The organism is Nostoc sp. DSM 114159 (genome assembly GCF_053470285.1).
Window position 1 is genome coordinate 2,394,503 of the sequence record NZ_JBPFEH010000001.1, and the last position, 19,680, is coordinate 2,414,182.

Here is a 19,680-nt window from a genome sequence, read left to right on the forward strand (position 1 = left end):
GGATACAGTATGCCTACATAACTTCTCAAATTTCGTTAATAAATAACTACTAAGTGAGTGGTATGTTATGTCTTAAAAAGAGATACCCTAATTCTAAAATTTCAACCTATCAATGAGTAACAGAGATTAATAATCAATCAGACTGAATGATAGATTATACATTCGATAATTCAGACTGAATGATAGATTATACAGATAACATCCTAAAAGCTACTTAACATATAAATAAAATAAAATTTTCAGTTATAAAAATAAATTTTTAGTGTGTTTTGTCTCATTCCTCTCTAGCCGATGCAATGGGTAGCTGTTGTTACTATTAGTTAGTAGTCTGTCAAAGAATAATTGACGAGTACATTCTTTGTAGAGACGGCGATTTATCGCGTCTCTCTAACGTGTCAGTTTTTTAGACGCGATAAATCGCATCTCTACATGAGATAAAGCTTTGCAACATCAAAACCAGCTTTTGCGACATCAAAACCAGCTTTTGCGACATCAAAACTAGCTTTTGCAACTTCAAAACCAGCTTTTGCGACATCAAAACTAGCTTTTGCGACATCAAAACTAGCTTTTGCAACATCAAAACTAGCTTTTGCGACTTCAAAACCAGCTTTTGCGACTTCAAAACTAGCTTTTGTGACTCCAAAACCTGCTTTTCTCAACGAATTTCAGCAAATATACCCGCATCTATCTAGTTAGCTAATGCCATCCATGCTTTTATAATTCTGTAACTTCACTGTGGCTGCTGCATCCGCTTGTTGCGTATTTTGATGATATATAAATAACTCAGTGTATAACATCCGGGTTATTTATAAATTAATCGAAACAGGAAAACTATATGACGCAACGCAAACGAAACTCCATGTCGCTGACCAAAGCTGAACGACGGATTGAAGGAATGCAGACAATTAACCCTGAGTTAGACTTTAGTAATGGGTTTTCAATTGCTACTTACAACACTAAAGTAGTTGAGTTAAGAGAGAAGCTAGCCGCTTATAATCAAGCACAAACAGTAGTAAATAAGACACACAACGCATTAATAGAAGCAGAACGTGAGTTGAATACTTATTCTGAGCAAATGCTGTTAAACGTTGCATCTCACTATGGCAAAAATAGTGATGAATATGAGATGGCTGGTGGAACGCGCAGGTCAGACCGCAAGAAACCACGCCCAGTAGTAAACCAAACAGTCACATCTGTGAAGTGATTGTTTTGACTCGTCCCTTCTTTAAATAAGGGTGCGTTGACCTTTGTGACAACGCACCACGATCCTACATTCTACCGCTTAACTTCTGAGCGTCTCTAGTGACTTTTGACATGGCTAAAGGTATTGTCAAACCCCAAATTAGACTTAATTGTAGGTTGGGTTGCGCTTCGCTTAACCCAACATCAGCCTTGGGTATTATGAAGGGTAATGTTGGGTTTCGCAAAGCCTCAACCCAACCTACAAATTATTTTTTCAAAAAGTCGCAATCTCGCAGAATTAATTGAGTCGAACAACTGTTCGGTTTTGCAACCTAGCAAGCTAACCCTCCCCGTATGTATTGGAGAGGGAACTAGATTTTTTTGTTTCCCCCCTTGGAAAGCAGGGATTAAGGAGGGTAATTCGGCAAGCAAAGAGAGGCTTGTAATATTATCGATCCTTAAAACGGCGATGTTTGGGTAACAGGCTCTTTTTCGGTTTTTCTTGCAAACTGCTGGCTTGTTGGAGGACTGGGATAGATTGTTTAATCATCCAGATTAAAACTTCGATTGGGGAGTCTCCTTGCTGAAGACGGTTTTCGGCATTTACGCCAATTAATACTGTTTGCATGAATAACAACACCGTAATGATTTGGCGATAAAGCTTTTGACGTGTGCTTTGGCTTTGCTTGCGCTGAGTTTTCATTTTTTACTTAACCTCAATTTCAAATCGAGGTTAAGGTTGGGATTAATTGACAAGTAAATTTCCCAAGCGTTGATTAAAAACAGTTTAGAATCTACATAGGGTGCTTGGGAAAGATGTCTGGCTTGGGAAAGCACAGAACTTTTTGGAAAATTTTTTTCTTTTCGATGACGGTACTTACATGGAGCGGAAGGGGCGGCATCTTAGCTACAATGCTGGTAGAGAACATGCAAAAATATTGCTGTTTGCCTTACTATCCTTTGTTGAAAAATCAGAAGAATCAAAGGACTGTAAAGCCGATTGGCAAGCGGGTACTGAGTTATGGGTAACGCATTCTACACTAGAAGGGCTGGCAGAACTGACAAAGAGCTTAAATGCTCAAGAAATTAGGAATGCGCTTAACTGTCTGATAAGCTTGAAAATTCTGGAGGATAAACGAGAACAAACCAACGCCAGAACTAGAACAAACTCAAAAGTTTGGCGTTTTGCGCTCAAGTTTCCTAGCATCGATAAAGAAAAAAACCTCAATTGGTTGTTTAAGCAAGGTGGAGAATGGGATAAACGCCGAGAAGCTGAAAAAAACAACTCTGCTAAAGTTCCCAAGACTCTGAAAGAAAAATCTCAGGGTGGTGACTGGCAAGAAATCTGCCGCGCTATGCTCCAAAAGCACAAGCGTCTCACCACAAATGAGTGGCTGTTTGCTGATGATGAGATGAAATTTGAGCTAGAGGAAATTCATGTCCCTTTAGCATTGGTGGAGCGTAACAAACCGAACAAGTGCAGCGAAGATATTTCCGCAGAACAAGGTTCGCAACTTTACGAACCGAGTTATGAAGAGAAGCAGCGATTTGAACATCAGGCTTTTTTAGAGCAAATTATCCGTGATGGTGTTGGTAAAACTCAAGGACACCGCATCGCTTTAATTGGAGAACCAGGCGCGGGAAAAACTACTCAGTTGCAAACTATAGCTTTTTGGATATTAAACAAAAATCTGGGTTTACCAATTTGGATTTCTTTGGCAGACTTGCAAGGAAAGAGTGTAGAAAATTATCTGCTGCAAGATTGGCTGAAGAATGCTTTAGAAGTGGTGCGTGTAACAGAAGAACAGGAAAACACTTTTGCAGATTTATTCAAGAATAATTCTGTGTGGTTGTTGTTAGATGCAGCAGATGAAATGTCTTCACCCCAAGCATTAACTGAGATTTCTCAGCAGTTGACGGGATGGGTGAAAAATGCGCGGGTTGTGCTGACTTGTCGGGTGAATGTTTGGGAAGCCAACGCCAACGCTTTAGAAAATTTTGAGACGTATCGGTTACTCAATTTTGCATATCCGAAAGATGTGCAAGAGTTTATTCGGCGTTGGTTTCACAACAGGGATGCAAACAAAGGGGAAAGATTATGGCAGGAATTAGATAAAGCTGAACGTCAGCGCATCCAAGATTTAGTTAAAAATCCTTTGCGGTTGGCGCTGTTGTGTAGCACTTGGCAAAGTTCCGATAAAGGTTTACCGGAAACTAAAGCCGGACTTTATCAGCATTTTGTGGAAGAGTTTTACAAGTGGAAAGAAAACCGCTTCCCTACCACCGAACAGCAGCAAGAAGAATTAAACGCAGCCTTGGGACGTTTGGCAAAACGAGCAATTGATCAAGAAACGTCACAGTTTCGGCTACGACATAAGTTTGTGCGTGAGGAATTAGGGACTTCCAAGAAATAAATTATTCCAATTTCTGGACTCAACACGACTGTTTCTGCCCCCTGCCCCCTGCTCCCTGCCCCCCTGCCTAAATGCGATGGGATGTTTTTTTATTTGGAAGTCCCTTAGGTGATGCAAAACAGCAAAATTCTTTATTTTGGTTAGCGTTAAAGTTGGGATGGCTAAATGAAGTTGGACTGGCTGCGGAATCAGCAACAAAAGAAAAAGTTTACGCTTTCTACCATCCCACATTTGAGGAATATTTTGCAGCGTTGGCGGTTGATGATTGGGACGAGTTTCTGAATCATGTTCCCGACAACCCCGCGCTAGGCGTTTATCGCATTTTTGCACCGCAGTGGAAAGAGGTGATTTTGCTGTGGTTGGGACGTGAGGATGTGGAAACGGAGAAGGAAGAATTTATTCAGGCGTTGGTGGAATTTGATGATGGGTGCGGAGAATGGAGAGCTATTGATAGAGTCACAAAGGGATTTTACGAGTTTCGCGCTTATTTTCTCGCTGCTGCGGCGGTTGATGAGTGGAAAGATTATTGCAACGCAGATGCTATTGTGGCGGAAATCGTTAAATGGGGCTTTGGCGAGTTTAAAATTGAACAAAACGAGTGGGTGAGATTTCTTGAACCAATCGAAGAGGGAGCAAGAACAGCACTGTCTCAAACAAATCGCATAAAAGCGATCGATGCTTTGGTGGAGTTAATCGGTAAACTACAACTGGATGATTTTACCCGATGGCAAGCGGCATATAGCTTAGGGGAAATTGGCTCTGGCAACCAAAAAGCGATTGATGCTTTGGTAGAGTTAATCGGCAAATCACAACTGGATGATTTTACCCGAAGCCTAGCGGCAAAAAGGTTAGGGGAGATTGGCTCTGGCAACCAAAAAGCGATTGATGCTTTGTTGGAGTTAATCGGCAAACCACAACTGGATAATCATACCCTATGGCTAGCAGCAGAAAGCTTAGGAGAAATTGGCTCTGGCAATCAAAAAGTGATTGATGCTTTGGTGGAGTTAATTGGCAAACCACAACTGGATGATGATATCCGAAGACATATTGCATGTTGCTTAAGGGAAATTGGCTCCGGCAACCAAAAAGCGATTGATGCTTTGGTGGAATTAATCAGCAAACTACAACCGGATGATTCTACCCAACAACTAGCGGCATATAGCTTAGGAAAAATTGGCTCTGGCAACCAAAAAGCGATTGATGCTTTGGTAGAGTTAATCGGTAAACCACAACTGAATGATGATACCCGAAGGCGAGCAGCAGAAAGCTTAGGGGAAATTGGCTCTGGCAACCAAAAAGCGATTGATGCTTTGGTGGAGTTAATCGGTAAAGCACAAGTGGATGATAATACCCAATGGCAAGCAGCAGAAAGCTTAGGAGAAATTGGCTTTGGCAACCAAAAAGCGATTGATGCTTTAGTGGAGTTAATCGGCAAACCACAAGTGGATGATAATACCCGATGGCAAGCAGCAGAAAGCTTAGAGAAGATTGGCTCTGGCAACCAAAAAGCGATTGATGCTTTGGTGGAGTTAATTGATAAACCACAATTAGATGATTATGATCGATGGCTAGCGGCAGACAGCTTAGGGCAAATTGACTCTGGCAACCAAAAAGCGATTGATGCTTTAGTGGAGTTAATCGGCAAACCACAACTGGATGATTCTACCCGAAGGCTAGCGGCAGAAAGCTTAGGACAAATTGACCCTGTAAACCAAAAAGGGATCGCTGCTTTGGTGGAGTTAAGCGGCAACCCACAACTAAATAATGTTACCCGAAGGCGAGCGGCATCAAGCTTAGAAAAAATTCTGTCAGAGGAACAGATGCCGAGTGTTGTCACCGCGTTGAAGGATTACTTATCACCTGAAACTTACAAAAATGACTTTGAGCAATTTGATAAATGCTACGAAGTTATCTGGAAGTGCGCCCAAAGTATGCCCTACCCCGCTTTTTATCAAGCTTGGCATCAACAAGAGAAAGTGAAAGATGGAGAGTAGAAAATAAAAATACTTCCTCCAGCCAAAACATAAGCGAAATGTGTAAACAGCGATTATTTTGAACAATCCACCTTTATACAAACGCGATAAATCGGGTGTCAATACGATTGGGTTTTTGAGACGCGATAAATCGCCGTCTCTACAAGCGTTTTGGTGTGTTCGATATTTCCGCAATCTAGGGAATGCGATCGCCCCTAATAAAACAGATATTGTAAACAAAATGGAAATGCCATCATTTTTGCGATCGCTGCGATGAATTGATTAAGCGATCGCCTTTACGGTTTATATACCTCACTGCGATGAGTGATCGCCACAACAAGTACCTGCACAAGTTCATCGTCTATGGAATAAATGACCCTGTAATCCCCAATTCGGTAGCGATAGTAACCTGTATAATCTCCCTTCAGGGCTTTAATGTTGGGGTGCGATCAAGGAGTTTGTTCTAGCTGCTGCAAACATCGGGCAATTTTCTTAGCAAAAGCTTTGTCAGCATTGACATAAACTTCTTGGACATCGGGATGAAGAATAACTTCATACATCAGAGCGAAGAGTTCTCCAGGCGGTGTATTGGGCTTTAGGTGTTGCTTGATTTTGCTTAACTCGCTCTAACAATCCAGGAATTGCCAAAAGTTCTTGGGTTGCAGCTTCGCTTTCAGCATTTGCCAAATAAGCAGCAAAATCAGTCAGCACCCGTAATCGCTCTGGAGATAGTTGCTGGAGTAAGTCATTAAGCTGTTGCTGTAACTCTGCGACAGAGATCAAATCTGCTGATGACCCATCATCCATCGGAGAATTATCGGTAGTATTCATTGCCTACTTCATAATTTCAAGGTTTAGTTTTTATTATGCATCAAATCTTCCAGGTGCTTTGGTTATCTTAGGGGAAACTGCGGCAGAGGCATCGCCCCTAATAAGACAGATATCGTAAACAGAATGAAAATGCGATCGCAAAAACGATCGCCCCTTGTAGAGACGCGATTCATCGCGTCTTCTTCCTTCCCATCATTTACATAACGCGAACAATTCCGAGTTTTTTGGGTTGGCAATTACATCAATGCAAAGCAATAATTGCATAAATTTTGATATCAAAGATGTAATTATGAATCATTACGATCCTCAACCACAAAATAACAAACCTAAATACAAAGGTAAATATCGAATTGATTCAACACGCTTGCCAGCATGGAGTTATGCTAGCAATGCTGGATATTTCATTACTATTTGCACCCACGGGAAAAAATGCTTTTTTGGTGAGGTTGTGCAGGGTGAAATGCAGCGATCGCCAATTGGAGAAATTGCTCAGAAATTGTGGTACGAGATTCCTAATCATTTTTCTAATTGCCAGATAGATTCGTTTTGCGTCATGCCTAATCATATTCATGGAATTTTGATTATTAATCAAATACGAGAAGAGGACGTGATGAATCCACGAACACAAGAAGAAGACGCGATGAATCGCGTCTCTACAAAGGGGGGGGATGGGCAACGGGGTGGGGTTACTGGGTTATTTAATCCAATGTTGTCTAAAAATTCCCTTTCTAAAATTATTAGGTGGTACAAAGGACGATGTACATTTGAAATTAATCAAATTTATCAAGGTTTTGGATGGCAAGAAAGGTTCCATGACAATATAATTCGTAATGAATTCGCCCTCGATAAAATTAGACAATATATTATCAATAACCCAATCAATTGGGAACACGATGCCTACGGCGGGCTACGCCTACGCGAACAACCACCCCATCCCCTCTTGTAGAGACGCGATTCATCGCGTCTTCTTCTATTGACGGGTATAACGATGTTTCACCCCAATCGGGAAATATTCAAAATCCCCCATTGGAGCTAATGTAACCTGTGGTGTTTGATATTCTACGGGAACATAATTAGCAAACTCACTATTGAGACGTAACAATTGTGAAAGAATAGAAGAAGCGATCGCAAGTCTTTGGGCTTCATTACCCTCTACCCCTACAGCTAATTCCACAACTACAGATAAAAATCGGTTTTTATCAGCATCTTCTTTCACCTGCAACACGAATTTACCCGTCACCCATTCTTGAATTCCTGGTTGTTCTAATCCCACCGTCACATTTTCGGGATAGATATTTGCGCCAAAGTAGGAAACTGTAAAGTTAGAACGTCCAAAGACATAAACAAAAGGTAGCTGATGAATACCTCTTGGTGATTCTTGAGTATCGAAACGGAGATTTTCCAACGGGTTAAATCCCCATTCTGCTAAAAATTGCAGCATGGCATCATAACTAATTATCCCACCAGTATCCAAGATGTCATAACGCACTAAGGGAATACCATTATCTCCCGAAAACAGCAATCCGCCATCTTGAACTTCAAAAAAGCGAGTGAAAGGATCGTATTGTACTAGCGTGGGTAAACGCGATTCCCCAAATAAAGTTCTAGCTGCATCGGGATTTTCTGCCAAAAAACGGCGAATACAGATACTTAACGGGGTTTCATTACCCAAAACTCCCGCATCCGCAGTGCCGTAAAGTGATGCAAAATCATAACAAGGATTTCGCGAACCAACTCTTTCGCCAACTAAACTCCGCCATTCTTCACTAAATACTTCTCCCGCCATGACTAATTTAATCTGATATTGCTGCCACTCCACCCCACGAGCGATACCAGTGTCAATCACATCTTTTAAAAATGGCGGGTATCCTAATAACACGACTTGCTCAAAACCTGAACCAAGTTCTTGGACAACTCGCAAGATTTCTTCTTTGTTGTTACCAGGAGTAATTACAGTGATGGGATAACCTTTGCTAGCAAGATAACGACAGCAATTAGTGGTAAACATTCCACCTACCCAAGTGCCTAAAGTGAAACAAATCACTGCTAGGGTACGTCTGGTATCTGCATAGAAACTATCGTGAAAAATCTGTTCAAAGCGTGTGGCGATTTGGAGTTCATCTGTGAAAAAACGAGGCCAAAATGTCGGTTTCCCACTGGAACCTGATGAAGCAGCTATCATGTCGCACGCTTGGAGTTGTCCGTTGCGGCACAAGTCAGCTAGAGGATAACGCAGTATATAATTTTGTTTAGCGATCGCTGGTAGTTTTTGAAACTGCTCTAAGGTTTGAATAGTCGCGGGATTAATTTCCCTTTCTGCTAAAAACGCCTTGTAGGCTGGTACATTCGCCGCCACATCGTGAAATAAACTCAAAGCTGCTGAAGTTTGAGTGTTGAGATGCCTTTGCAGTAGAGTTTCTAGGGGGGTAGACAAAAAATCTTCAAATGCTTTAATTACTTGCTGCTGTCTTGATTTGCCGTTCATGACACTTGCTTATTTATCCTGAAGTAGAACCAACACCGTTTAAAATAATTCGTAATTCGTAATACTCGCCTTCATGCGAGAAGCAAGCTACGTAATTCGTAGAATATCCGAAAATGAAGGTATGTGCGTTGTAGTCATTAAATAAAACCTTAATTTATCCTTCAGCACCATGCAGCTCTATTGCAGTAAACAACACACAAATAATGGTAGTAACCGCTTTTGCACCCATTGTGGCGAACCATTACCTCTTGCTGTGGGACAGGTTGTGGATAATCGCTATCAGATTATCCGTCATCTAGGACAGGGTGGTTTTGGACGCACCTATTTGGCGGAAGATATCAATAAATCCCATCAAACCTGTGTGCTGAAGGAATTTGCACCCCAAGTACAAGAAAATCAAGATTTACAAAAAGCTAAAGAGTTATTTGAGAGAGAAGCTAATGTCCTAAAAAAACTCCAGCATCCACAGATTCCCCGTTTTCACGCCTCGTTACAAGTGAAGATAGGCACTAAAGATTTTTTCTTTTTAGTGCAAGATTATGTGGATGGTGATAACTACTACCAGTTATTAGAACAGCGTGAAAGTCAAGGAAAAACCTTTAGCGAAGAGGAAGTAATCATCCTCTTGCAACAAATTTTACCTGTATTATCCTACATCCACTCACGAGATGTAATTCACCGTGATATCTCTCCCGATAATCTCATCTGGCGGCGTTCTGATAATTTACCAGTGCTAATTGATTTTGGTGGCGTCAAGCAATTGCCAGCTTCTCAAGGTTTTTGGCGTACCAAGTTGGCTGAAAATAATACTTTGCTGGGTAAAAAAGGTTACGCTCCCGAAGAACAGCTACGGCAGGGAAAGGCATTTTTTAGTAGCGATCTATATTCTTTAGCGGTAACATCACTGGTGTTACTCACAGGTCAAGAACCGCAGAAACTATACGACAGCTATCAGGGAATTTGGAGGTGGGGAAAAGAAATTCAAGTTAGTCCCAAACTAGAAGCAGTGTTAAAAAAGATGCTGGCTTATCGACCGAGCGATCGCTACCAACGAGCCGAGCAAGTCCTCAGAGATTTACCATCGCCAACTGCAACTAAATCTCCAGGTAATTATATTACCACCAAGATCAAGACGATGGTCGTTGCTCCAGGAAGACAACGCGCCAGTGCTGTTGTGAGTAGATTCCAGAGGCAAACGCAAGCGATTGCTAAACCCGCATCTTTCCCTGTTTGGATTCGCCCTTTTGTGATGAGTTTAGGGGGAACGGCTTTAGTTGTGTTAACTGGCGCAGGTGCTTGGGCGGTAGTAAATGCAGTGATTAAGAGTGTAACTTCAATTACTATCCCGTCAATTTCATTACCGCAAATCCCCCAGTTTCCCAATCCTAGCGGTAAACCAACAGGCGACAAAGGAAAAAATAGCGACCTCCAGAAAATTATCACTCGTCGTCAAGAGTTAGAAATTACTGAAGGATTTTTTATTCGCACAGTAGACGATTTATTTTATACAAAAAAACCAGAATTAAAGGGACGTAGCCTGACATCTAAGCCTGAAGATGCTGGTTTACGAGATGAATGGTCTGATATCGCCGATAATTTATTGGATAAACTAGAACAGGCTGACCTCAGTACAGCAGCTCGTCGGAAATTAGGGAATTATAGTCAAAAAGATTACGATACATGGAGACGAGAAGCGCGATCGGGGCAGTTTGGCAACTATACAATCGATCAACTGACCAAAGACACCAATGAAAAATTCGATCGCTTGTTTCCCGATCAACAGCGTAAGAAACTAAATCAACAGACTTTTGGTCAAATTTGGTATGCGATCGCAGCCGATCGAGTCAGTAAAGTACAATCTGGCAAATAAGGCGACTGGGGAGAAATAACTTAATAACAAATGACAAGTGACAAATGACAAAAATATATTGTTCTAAAGGACATGAAAATTCCCCAGGTAGCCGCTTTTGTCTCCAGTGTGGTGAGAATTTGTTGGATACGCCCATGAGTTATAGTATCCAACCAGGAATGACTTTAGGCGATCGCTATGCGATCGTGCGTCAAATTGGCCAAGGTGGCTTCGGACGCACTTATTTGGCTGAAGATGTCAACCGTTTCCGCGAACTTTGCGTTTTAAAAGAATTTTCCCCCCAAGTTCAAACCGCTTACGTTGTCCAAAAAGCTGAAGAACTTTTTGAGAGAGAAGCGAGTGTTCTTTATAAACTGCAACATCCCCAAATTCCCCGTTTCCGGGAACTGCTGCGGCTGAATTTAGGGGGCAAAGAATATCTATTTTTGGTGCAAGATTATGTAGAAGGGGAAACTTACAATTCTTTGTTAAATACCCGACTACAACAGGGTTTGCGTTTTACAGAAGTAGAAATACGCCAATTGTTCCAGCAAATTTTGCCAGTGTTGGAATACATTCACTCACTAGGAGTAATTCATCGAGATATTTCCCCAGATAATTTAATTCTTCGGACTGTTGACAAACTGCCAGTTTTAATTGATTTTGGCGGTGTCAAACAAGTAATAGCAACCGTGGCTTCCGAATATTACCAACCCGGTATGGTTGCACCTCCGCCAGCACCAACCTTATTAGGTAAAATCGGATTTGCGCCCCCAGAACAAATGCAAACTGGGTTAGTATCTCCCCACAGCGACTTGTATGCATTGGCCGCAACAATGTTGGTTTTACTGACAGGGAAACAACCCCAAGAATTAATTGATACCTATACTCTCAGTTGGCAATGGCGACGGGAAGTTAATCTGAGTCAAGATTTGGCACAAGTATTAGATAAAATGCTATCTGCTAGACCCAGCGATCGCTATCAATCAGCCCGTCAAGTACTCCAAGCCCTCAACTCACCCCCAGCGAATTATCCGCCAACTCAATATCCCACTCCACCACAACCCACAGCCGCCACCGTCGCCGTCTCTCCACCTCCCCCAGCTTCCCCAACCCCTCCATATCCCTCATATCCCTCATCTTCCCCCTCTTCCTCCTGGTGGACGCCAACAAAAACCTTTATTGTGGCGGCGCTAGTAGTTGGGAGTGTGGGATTAATTTGGTGGGGATTGAATGGCAGGCGAGATGTCGGGCAAGTCGATCCTAATCCTACAGCCAGCCCCATTCCAACCAGCGAACAACCAACCGATCCTTTAGCGCAATATTCGCCAGCAGAACGAGAACGCAAAGAAAGATTAAGCGATCGCCGTCAACAGTTGGGTATTGACTCTAACTTCTACGTGAACTTAGTGAATCAAGTTTTTTGGGACAGAAATCCCAGTTTACGGGGACGTACTCTCAGTAATGGCCCTGAAGATGAAAGTTTGCGCGCAGAGTGGGATAAAACAGCTTCGGAATTACTAGAAAAGCTTGCACCACTGAGTAATAATGCCCGCCAAAAACTAGGAACTTACACAACTGCTGAACGCGATCGCTGGAAAGTGGAAGTCAACAAAATTAACGTTGGTAGTCGTTCTTTATATGATTTGGGAGATGCTGCATTCTTACGTGTATTTCCTGAGCAACGGGGTAAAAGTTTTCAAGGTCAGCCCATAGGACAAGTTTGGTATGGATTTGTTAGCGATCGACTCAGTGCAATCCTTGACGGTAGCGCTTTCCAGAAACTTGTCTTCGCTCCGGGAGCTACTGGCAAAACAGTCAATGGTACTCTCCAATCTGGTAGTGGTAAAGTATTCATTGCTGGACTTGCCAAAGACCAATCTCTGGATTTGAAGCTAGAAGCAAATTCCCAAGTTTTGTTATCAGTCTATTCACCCTCTGGCAAAATTCGATTTTTAGAAGATTCTACCAAGCGTAGTTTGTCAACTAAATTACCAGAAAATGGATTTTATGAGTTTGTCGTAGTTTCCACAGCAACGAAACCAGTAGATTATCAACTCACTATTACAGCGGAAAATCCCATCGCTCCCCCACCACCAACACCCACGCCCACGGAAACATCCACACCTGCACCAACTCCCACGCCAACGCCGACACCTACCCAAACACCCACGCCTACAGAAACCTCCACACCTGAACCTGAACCTACACCAACACCAACACCTGAGACAACGCCCTAGTACTGCAAGGCAAAATTAAAAATTAAAAATTAAAAATTAAAAATGAATACAGCATAAGGGTTTCGTTGATTTGGAATGATTGGTTTATTTCCGCTGTGTAGTACTAGTGGTCTGTCAAATTTAATTTGATAGTAAGCAAGTTCGTAGTAAAGACTTTAGTCTTTAATTTTCTAAGCACTAAAGTGCTTACTACAAACTTTTCTTTACTAGCTTAGACAAATGTTGGGGTACATGTTAAAGATTACTGGGTTTGGGAAAATTCCATACCTTTACCCTTTTCCCTTTACCCTTTTCCCCACAATGCCAAGATGTCTATTGTAGTAGCGTCTTTCAATCTGTCTGTACTACACCTAAACGCAACGCAATTCGCTGGTGTTTGGTTGGATCGTAAGGTCTACCTCTGTGCATCACTTGTGAGTTGTCCCAAAAAATAATATCTCCTGGCTGCCAAACATGGGAGTAGACTGGCGTGCAGTCTAGAACAGTTGCAAACAAATCCTCCCAGAAACGTTTTGCTTCCTCTGGTCGATCTTCCATACCAACTGCGATCGCAGTGTCCGAACCTAAATATAATCCCTTTTTACCAGTGACTTTGTGAGTGGACACAATGGGATGCAGTTTCTTCGGTATATCAGTATCTGCATTGGCTTTTTGAGAAAACCTTGGTGGCGAGTGATACATCGACATCTGCTCTAATTGCTGCTGATGTTGAGGATCTAGATTATTGTAAGCTTCTACCATATCGAGGAACTCAGTAGTGTGAGGTTGCCCATCTACACCTTCCGGCACTTGTATCCCATAAAGCATCACAACATATAGTGCGTTCATATCCAGTCCCTCTGTACTGGGTAGACCATCTTTATCATGATGCCATTGCCACGCATATTTCCCGGCTGGATCGGCAACCGGCCCCTTTGGATTGCCCAATATATATACATATTGGCTTTGTAAGTCTGGACTAATCTCAGGATCTAATGTTTTCGGAGGGCCGCCAAACATAAAATCGCCAAAGGTCTGCTTGGCAAATTCTTTTAATTGTTCTGCGGTAAGCTGTTGCTGTCTAACGACTATAACGCCATGTTTCCAAAGTGATTCTTTTAATTCACGCGACTCTATTTCTGTGAGGCAGTTAAGATTGCAACCGTGCAGAACTTCAATTCCGAGTCTTGGGTGGTGCTGGATTGTTTGTTGTTGAGTAATTTGAATCATTGTTATGCATTTATTTTAGTAGCAAACTATCGGATAAAACTATATAGTTAATTAGTGTAGATAGGAAATTTCTGTAGTAGTATCTTATCTAAAAAAGCTGCCCAAGTATATTAAATATTGAAAAGGCTACTAATCAAAGTCTGTCGGTAAATTTGGTTGGCGATAATGTTGAAAAAGTCGATTTATTTGTGCTGGTGTCACACGTCCGAGAGAAAGTTCTGGTAACGCATCTTCAGGGAAAAAACCTACTTCTTCAGTTTCAATACTAGATGATGGAGAACCACCAATAAGTTCGCAGTGAAAAAACAGCTTGTAGACATAAAACGGCAATGGTGGATGTCCCTGTTTGTTTCTGTCATAGACTGCTAGGAGTTTGATAGCGCGTGCTTGATATCCCGATTCTTCATATACTTCTTTCACAACTGCCTCACTGGGCGACTCACCAACATCAGCCCATCCACCAGGTAAAGTCCAGCAGCCGTCTACTCGTTCCTTGACTAACAATATAGTATCGTCACGGAAAATAGCTGCCCGGACATCAACTTTAGGAGTTGCATATCCTAGTTCACCGTTAAATAAATCGAGGACATAGCTATGTTCTACATTTGAGTAACTCGCCATGATTTCTGTGGCGATCGCTCGTAACTGTTTGTAACGTTCTATATCATAAACATTCTCAGAATAAGTCAAACCATTTTGAGCGATCGCTTGTAACTTCTGTGCCCATTCCAGCCATTTAGATTGCATATATTTTTTTTTGTAGTGGGTTAGGAATTGGGAAAAGGTGACAGGTGACAGGTAATAGGGAATAATCTGTACCCTGTAACCTATTCCCTTCCCCAATTCCTAATTACGCATCATCTAAAGCTGTAATTCCAGGCAGTTCCTTGCCTTCAAGTAACTCCAAGCTAGCGCCGCCGCCGGTGGAGATGTGGCTCATTTGGTCGGCTAAACCAACTTTTTCCACAGCCGCTACCGAGTCACCACCGCCGATAATGGTAGTTGTGCCAGTTTTGCCGATTTCAGCGAGAGTATGAGCGATCGCTTCTGTACCTGCGGCAAACTTATCAAACTCAAACACACCCATTGGCCCGTTCCAAATTACCGTTTTGGTATCTGCAAGGGCATCTTGGAAAACTTTTACTGAGTCTGGGCCAATATCCAAACCCATACCATCATCGGGGATGTTCTCAATGCTGACGGTTGTCGCATTAGCATCGGGAGCAAACTTATCTGCTGAGACAATATCTGTGGGTAACAAGAAGGTAACACCCCGTTCTTTAGCCTTAGCTTCCAAAGATTTTGCTAGTTCTAGCTTGTCTTCTTCCACCAATGACTTACCAACACTCAAACCACGGGCTTTGTAGAATGTGAAAATCATCCCACCGCCGATGATCAGCTTGTCGCACTTCTCCAGCAAAGTTTCAATTACGCCAATTTTACTGGAAACTTTGGAACCGCCAATAATTGCCGCCAAAGGACGTTGGGGATTTTCAATGGCGTTTTGCAGATATTCCAATTCCTTTTCAACCAAATATCCAGCCACAGAAGGACTGAGGAATTTTGTCACACCTTCAGTGGAAGCATGGGCGCGGTGTGCAGTACCAAAAGCATCATTTACATAAAAATCAGCATTAGCTGCCAACTTTTTGGCAAATTCTGGGTCGTTTTTCTCTTCTTCTGGGTAAAAACGGACATTTTCGAGTAACAGCACTTGGCCATTTTGCAACGCGCCAACTTTCGCTGCGACTTCATCACCAATGGAATCATCAGTTTTAACCACTTCTTGCCCCAGTAACTCAGACAGACGCTTGGCAACGGGAGTTAGGCGTAATTTGTCATCCACACCCTTGGGACGGCCAAAATGGCTGGCGAGAATGACCTTAGCTCCCTTCTGCGTCAAATCTTGGATGGTTGGTAAAGCGGCGCGAATGCGAGTATCGTCGGTAATGTTGCCTTGGTCGTCCACAGGCACATTAAAGTCAACCCGCACTAAGGCACGTTTCCCAGAGATATCAGCCGAAGATAAACTTGCTAAACTTTTTTTGGACACACCAAACTCTCCTGATTGCCTTTTTGTTATTGTTTTGAAAGTAGAACCATCAAGATTTTACCGGAGTCAGGGGTACCCAAGTGACAGATATATTTAAGACGGTATTATTTCCTATCGATCAAAGCCGGGAAACGCGGGAAGCTGCTGATGTTGTCACCAACGTAGTCAAAAAGTACAGCAGTCGCTTGGTGCTGCTGTCTGTGGTAGAAGAACCACCTCCAGACGCGCCTAGTGCAGACGATCCGATGGTGTCGCCAGAGGTAGTTGCAAAACTGCTGGAAAATGCCCAATCTTTATTTTCTGGGCAAGGAATTCAATCTGAAACCTTAGAAAGGCAAGGCAAACCAGCTTTTACGATCTGCGATGTTGCTGATGAAATTGGGGCAGATTTAATTATCATGGGCTGTCGGGGGCTAGGCTTGACTGAAGAGGGAGCCGATGATAGTGTTACTACTCGCGTAATTAACCTTTCTCCTTGCCCAGTGCTGATTGTGCCTTAGCAGCGTGTTGCTCAATACTAGTTGTAGTGCGATCGCTAATAAAAAGTTCTGCGGTTGTTGTAAAAAGGGGGCTGAGGAAGGTTGTCCTAGATTTAATAGTGCTAAATAAAGACATCAAGTTTTAGCCTTAAGCAAGCATTATTGACTCCTACCTCCTGCCTCCTGCCTTCTTAAACCTTAGCATTCGGAATTTTTTGATTATTCTCTAATTTTCTGATTCCTCCAAAAACGATTAACCAAACTACTACTACAATCCAGTGAATTAAAACGATCGCAAATAAAGATCCTGTGAGATTATATGCAACAGTACAGATAATTCCCAAAAATGCTGCTAAAACAAGAAAAACACGCTCAAAAAATGTAGTAATTCCAGCTTTAAAAAAAGTTTTAGCATTCAATGGATGATACAAAACAAATAATGATAAACTCACTATTGCCCACAAAGACCATTGAAGCCAATTGGTGATTTCGCTAGGATGAGGAAGCAAAAAAACGCGAAAAAAGAGTTCTTCAACAATTGCAGGGAAAAATAAACAACGCAATATTAACAAACATTTATCAATCCAATTTGCAGACCAAAGTTCTATCTGTAAAAATCCAAATTTCCAACCATAAGGTAGAGCAAGAATACTATAAATTATCAGCAATACAACAATAACTAGCCAATCTTTGAACCTTGGAAATACTAAGGACGCTAAAGTGCGGTTTAAAAGAATTGAAATTGGTGAAATATTAGTAAAGGGAATCTTGATTTGCCCCAAAATTACTGTTGGTGCAATGGGTGTAATATTAGGTTCCCAACCACCGACTTGATTAGTTCGCAATACTTGCATAGTTGCGCCATGTTTTAAAAATATTGCGGCCAGGTCGTCGTGTGCGAGTCTAGGCATTATTGTTCGCCATGTTGTCAAACCAGCCCAAATACTACGATCTTGAAATGGTTCCGTCGTTTTTCCTCTGCCCGTACCTGCGAGTATACCTGCTTGACTTTGCCAATCAGCGCGAACTATACCCAAGGGTGCTAACTGTTGTTCTAAAGATTGACCTAATTTAACTAGCTGCTGAAAGCGTAATGTTTGCGGGTGATTGGGGTTGGCGCGTATCCAAGTTTGAATTTGAGGAGTTATAGCAACTTGGTTTTTAATTGCCAGTATTGCCGCATAAAGTGCTTGGCTTGCGTCTTGGACGCATGAGGTAGCAGGTGATACCATTGCGCCACCAGTTCCATCACCAACTCGATAACGTGCCATTGTTACCTGTAATTGTTGCTGGAATTGCTCTAAAGGCGAAAGTTTGACACCATCAAAATCATAATCCTGCGTTACAGGGTCGAATTGAATCAGAATATCTGATACTGGACGTGTTGCTAGCCAACCACGTTGTAAATTACCCATGTAATCAGCCCATGTATGCGTTCCGGCAATAATTCCATCGGGGTTATGGGCATAAATTTGGTGGTATTTAGTCTCGAAGCGTAATTCCTTAGTAAACTCATCGCGGACAACTTCTGCAATTCCAAAAGCGAAATGTCCGGTGATAGTATAAGGTACTCCCAATGCTTCAGCTTTACGTCCGCCAATTCCACCAAATAGGTGTAAAACAATAGCTTTATTCCCTTCTTGCCATGTTGATATAGATTGATTAAGTGAATTTTGTGTTTCTCCAGGTGTTAATAATACAGTATTGAATTTACCTTTATTGTTTTCAGTATTTTGCCAATTTACCTCTTGGATGTAATTTAGACCTAATTCTTTACCAGTAATAATTTGACGGGGTTGAATTTGCAACAGAGAACGAGGTGCAAGTGCGCGTACCGTAAATACGCCCTTTGCATCGGCAGCGCCATAAATATACCACCCATCTTCACCCGCAGGCGATCGCTCGATTTGCCGCAAACTTGAAGGAGCAAAATTTCGCTTATCTATTAATTGTTGGGGAATACGAATAGTTTCTTGAAAACCATCAAATTTATTTGAATTAGCATTATAATGCTGTACTAAAAAATAACCGTTATACTGCTTTGCGTTAGAAGATAAAATAGTTTTCTCGCTAGATTGAATCGGTTTAATTATTTTTACTAACCCATAAAACCTACCCGTTGCTAAAATAGGTTCGCGTTCAATTTGCAAAATAGGTTTTTCTTGACTTGCATCAATGATTGTACTTGAATCTAAAGCCACAATTGCTTCATCATCAGGATTTGCACCAGCCAAAGAGCGTAAAATCCCTACCTGACGAACTCTATTTAGTCGAAAAGGATGAATATTTCCTTGTTTTTGACTTTTAATCACTTCAGGAGTGAAATTTATATCTCGCGTTACGGCTCGTTCTAAAGCAAGCAAATCTTTATTCTTTTTCCACTCCAAACGCACAATTTTACCTACTAATTCTTGTGCATTGGGTGGTGCATATTGCACTTCCATCCATACCCAATCTAAACCATCTTGTAATTGCTGTTTTGTTGGTAAAATTAACCTTCCTACCCAGTCGCCAATAGGTTTATAAAGGTTTGCAGATGGAATTTGTGCAATGGGATAAAAACTAGATTGATTAAAGTTTTGTCGAATATGGCTCGCGTAATTGCTTTCTTGTTGTACTAACTGGCTTTGGCTTGGGGAAAGTTGGCACAACGCAATTACTGCAATGAACACTAGCAGTAAAAATCTCGTAAATAGTAGCCTTGTTTTTTGATTCAATCCACCGAAAATCATATATAATCAGTAAGTTTTAGTTGCCGATTATCTTACTATAAATACACTGTTTTGAGTCTCTGCTGTAATCCAGGATTATTTGATTCTAAATGTAAGCGATATATAAGACATCTGGTGAAATTAAATATGCTTTACCTATAACCTTTGTAGAGAGGTAGCATTACTATGTCTCTATATTATTTTTCACCAAATATCTAATAAAAGATCGCTATTTACTCGTAACAGTCTCCAAG

General features: G+C 41.7%; 17 protein-coding genes. 8 read left to right on the top strand and 9 right to left on the bottom strand.

Annotated features, from left to right (window positions below):
* Positions 1-425 precede the first annotated feature (425 nt).
* Positions 426-659, bottom strand: coding sequence for a hypothetical protein (locus tag ACR5KR_RS09855; RefSeq protein WP_448266355.1), 234 nt, complete (start codon positions 657-659; stop codon positions 426-428).
* A gap of 176 nt (positions 660-835) precedes the next feature.
* Here ACR5KR_RS09855 and ACR5KR_RS09860 point away from each other — a divergent pair, with 176 nt between their 5' ends.
* Positions 836-1,204 carry a hypothetical protein gene (locus tag ACR5KR_RS09860; protein ID WP_448266356.1) on the top strand — a complete coding sequence of 123 codons (369 nt, stop codon included), beginning with the start codon at positions 836-838 and terminating at the stop codon, positions 1,202-1,204.
* 426 nt (positions 1,205-1,630) lie between these two features.
* On the opposite strand, the gene ACR5KR_RS09865 is transcribed toward ACR5KR_RS09860, so the two are convergent.
* A complete protein-coding gene (locus ACR5KR_RS09865) occupies positions 1,631-1,885 on the bottom strand; it encodes a hypothetical protein (protein ID WP_448266357.1) in 255 nt (84 codons plus the stop codon).
* Positions 1,886-2,063: 178 nt separating this feature from the next.
* On the opposite strand from ACR5KR_RS09865, the gene ACR5KR_RS09870 reads away from it, so the two are divergent.
* The 3 genes from ACR5KR_RS09870 (at position 2,064) to ACR5KR_RS09880 (ending at position 5,846) form a co-directional block, all read left to right on the top strand.
* Positions 2,064-3,596 (top strand): NACHT domain-containing protein, encoded by a 1,533-nt coding sequence (locus ACR5KR_RS09870; protein WP_448266358.1) that lies wholly within the window; start codon positions 2,064-2,066, stop codon positions 3,594-3,596.
* Between the two features lie 71 nt (positions 3,597-3,667).
* On the top strand, positions 3,668-5,590 hold the full coding sequence (locus tag ACR5KR_RS09875) for a HEAT repeat domain-containing protein (protein WP_448266359.1): 1,923 nt from the start codon (positions 3,668-3,670) through the stop codon (positions 5,588-5,590).
* A 58-nt stretch (positions 5,591-5,648) separates the two neighbouring features.
* Positions 5,649-5,846, top strand: a complete 198-nt coding sequence (locus ACR5KR_RS09880) for a hypothetical protein (RefSeq protein WP_448266360.1) — start codon at positions 5,649-5,651, stop codon at positions 5,844-5,846.
* A gap of 19 nt (positions 5,847-5,865) precedes the next feature.
* Here the strand turns inward: ACR5KR_RS09880 and ACR5KR_RS09885 are convergent, their stop codons facing one another.
* Together ACR5KR_RS09885 and ACR5KR_RS09890 are read right to left on the bottom strand one after the other, a co-directional pair.
* Positions 5,866-6,006, bottom strand: a complete 141-nt coding sequence (locus ACR5KR_RS09885) for a type II toxin-antitoxin system RelE family toxin (protein WP_448270151.1) — start codon at positions 6,004-6,006, stop codon at positions 5,866-5,868.
* Positions 6,007-6,121: 115 nt separating this feature from the next.
* Positions 6,122-6,400, bottom strand: coding sequence for a hypothetical protein (locus ACR5KR_RS09890; protein ID WP_448266361.1), 279 nt, complete (start codon positions 6,398-6,400; stop codon positions 6,122-6,124).
* A gap of 244 nt (positions 6,401-6,644) precedes the next feature.
* Here ACR5KR_RS09890 and ACR5KR_RS09895 point away from each other — a divergent pair, with 244 nt between their 5' ends.
* On the top strand, positions 6,645-7,346 hold the full coding sequence (locus tag ACR5KR_RS09895; protein WP_448266363.1) for a transposase: 702 nt from the start codon (positions 6,645-6,647) through the stop codon (positions 7,344-7,346).
* Positions 7,347-7,370: 24 nt separating this feature from the next.
* Here ACR5KR_RS09895 and ACR5KR_RS09900 read toward each other — a convergent pair whose 3' ends face one another.
* On the bottom strand, positions 7,371-8,885 hold the full coding sequence (locus ACR5KR_RS09900; RefSeq protein ID WP_448266364.1) for a phenylacetate--CoA ligase family protein: 1,515 nt from the start codon (positions 8,883-8,885) through the stop codon (positions 7,371-7,373).
* A 169-nt stretch (positions 8,886-9,054) separates the two neighbouring features.
* Here ACR5KR_RS09900 and ACR5KR_RS09905 point away from each other — a divergent pair, with 169 nt between their 5' ends.
* Together ACR5KR_RS09905 and ACR5KR_RS09910 are read left to right on the top strand one after the other, a co-directional pair.
* Positions 9,055-10,755 (top strand): protein kinase domain-containing protein, encoded by a 1,701-nt coding sequence (locus tag ACR5KR_RS09905; protein ID WP_448266365.1) that lies wholly within the window; start codon positions 9,055-9,057, stop codon positions 10,753-10,755.
* Positions 10,756-10,799: 44 nt separating this feature from the next.
* A complete protein-coding gene (locus tag ACR5KR_RS09910) occupies positions 10,800-12,974 on the top strand; it encodes a protein kinase domain-containing protein (RefSeq protein ID WP_448266367.1) in 2,175 nt (724 codons plus the stop codon).
* A gap of 330 nt (positions 12,975-13,304) precedes the next feature.
* On the opposite strand, the gene ACR5KR_RS09915 is transcribed toward ACR5KR_RS09910, so the two are convergent.
* The 3 genes from ACR5KR_RS09915 to ACR5KR_RS09925 form a co-directional block, all read right to left on the bottom strand.
* Complete coding sequence (locus ACR5KR_RS09915; RefSeq protein ID WP_448266368.1) at positions 13,305-14,183, bottom strand: TauD/TfdA dioxygenase family protein; 879 nt, start codon at positions 14,181-14,183, stop codon at positions 13,305-13,307.
* A gap of 129 nt (positions 14,184-14,312) precedes the next feature.
* Entirely contained in the window at positions 14,313-14,930 is a 618-nt protein-coding gene (locus tag ACR5KR_RS09920; protein WP_448266370.1) for an NUDIX hydrolase, read from the bottom strand.
* A gap of 103 nt (positions 14,931-15,033) precedes the next feature.
* Positions 15,034-16,236, bottom strand: coding sequence for a phosphoglycerate kinase (locus tag ACR5KR_RS09925; RefSeq protein WP_448266372.1), 1,203 nt, complete (start codon positions 16,234-16,236; stop codon positions 15,034-15,036).
* Positions 16,237-16,325: 89 nt separating this feature from the next.
* Between ACR5KR_RS09925 and ACR5KR_RS09930 the strand changes: the two genes are divergently transcribed.
* A complete protein-coding gene (locus ACR5KR_RS09930; protein WP_322732803.1) occupies positions 16,326-16,736 on the top strand; it encodes a universal stress protein in 411 nt (136 codons plus the stop codon).
* 170 nt (positions 16,737-16,906) lie between these two features.
* Here the strand turns inward: ACR5KR_RS09930 and ACR5KR_RS09935 are convergent, their stop codons facing one another.
* On the bottom strand, positions 16,907-19,447 hold the full coding sequence (locus ACR5KR_RS09935; protein ID WP_448266374.1) for a CPBP family glutamic-type intramembrane protease: 2,541 nt from the start codon (positions 19,445-19,447) through the stop codon (positions 16,907-16,909).
* Between the last annotated feature and the right edge of the window lie 233 nt (positions 19,448-19,680).

Coding starts and splice junctions, on each gene's coding strand:
- ACR5KR_RS09860 (WP_448266356.1), top strand. CDS start 836: ATGACGCAACGCAAACGAAACTCCATGTCGCTGACCAAAGCTGAACGA.
- ACR5KR_RS09935 (WP_448266374.1), bottom strand. CDS start 19,447: ATGATTTTCGGTGGATTGAATCAAAAAACAAGGCTACTATTTACGAGA.
- ACR5KR_RS09910 (WP_448266367.1), top strand. CDS start 10,800: ATGACAAAAATATATTGTTCTAAAGGACATGAAAATTCCCCAGGTAGC.
- ACR5KR_RS09890 (WP_448266361.1), bottom strand. CDS start 6,400: ATGAATACTACCGATAATTCTCCGATGGATGATGGGTCATCAGCAGAT.
- ACR5KR_RS09870 (WP_448266358.1), top strand. CDS start 2,064: ATGGAGCGGAAGGGGCGGCATCTTAGCTACAATGCTGGTAGAGAACAT.
- ACR5KR_RS09865 (WP_448266357.1), bottom strand. CDS start 1,885: ATGAAAACTCAGCGCAAGCAAAGCCAAAGCACACGTCAAAAGCTTTAT.
- ACR5KR_RS09875 (WP_448266359.1), top strand. CDS start 3,668: ATGCGATGGGATGTTTTTTTATTTGGAAGTCCCTTAGGTGATGCAAAA.
- ACR5KR_RS09915 (WP_448266368.1), bottom strand. CDS start 14,183: ATGATTCAAATTACTCAACAACAAACAATCCAGCACCACCCAAGACTC.
- ACR5KR_RS09920 (WP_448266370.1), bottom strand. CDS start 14,930: ATGCAATCTAAATGGCTGGAATGGGCACAGAAGTTACAAGCGATCGCT.
- ACR5KR_RS09905 (WP_448266365.1), top strand. CDS start 9,055: ATGCAGCTCTATTGCAGTAAACAACACACAAATAATGGTAGTAACCGC.
- ACR5KR_RS09895 (WP_448266363.1), top strand. CDS start 6,645: ATGCAAAGCAATAATTGCATAAATTTTGATATCAAAGATGTAATTATG.
- ACR5KR_RS09900 (WP_448266364.1), bottom strand. CDS start 8,885: ATGAACGGCAAATCAAGACAGCAGCAAGTAATTAAAGCATTTGAAGAT.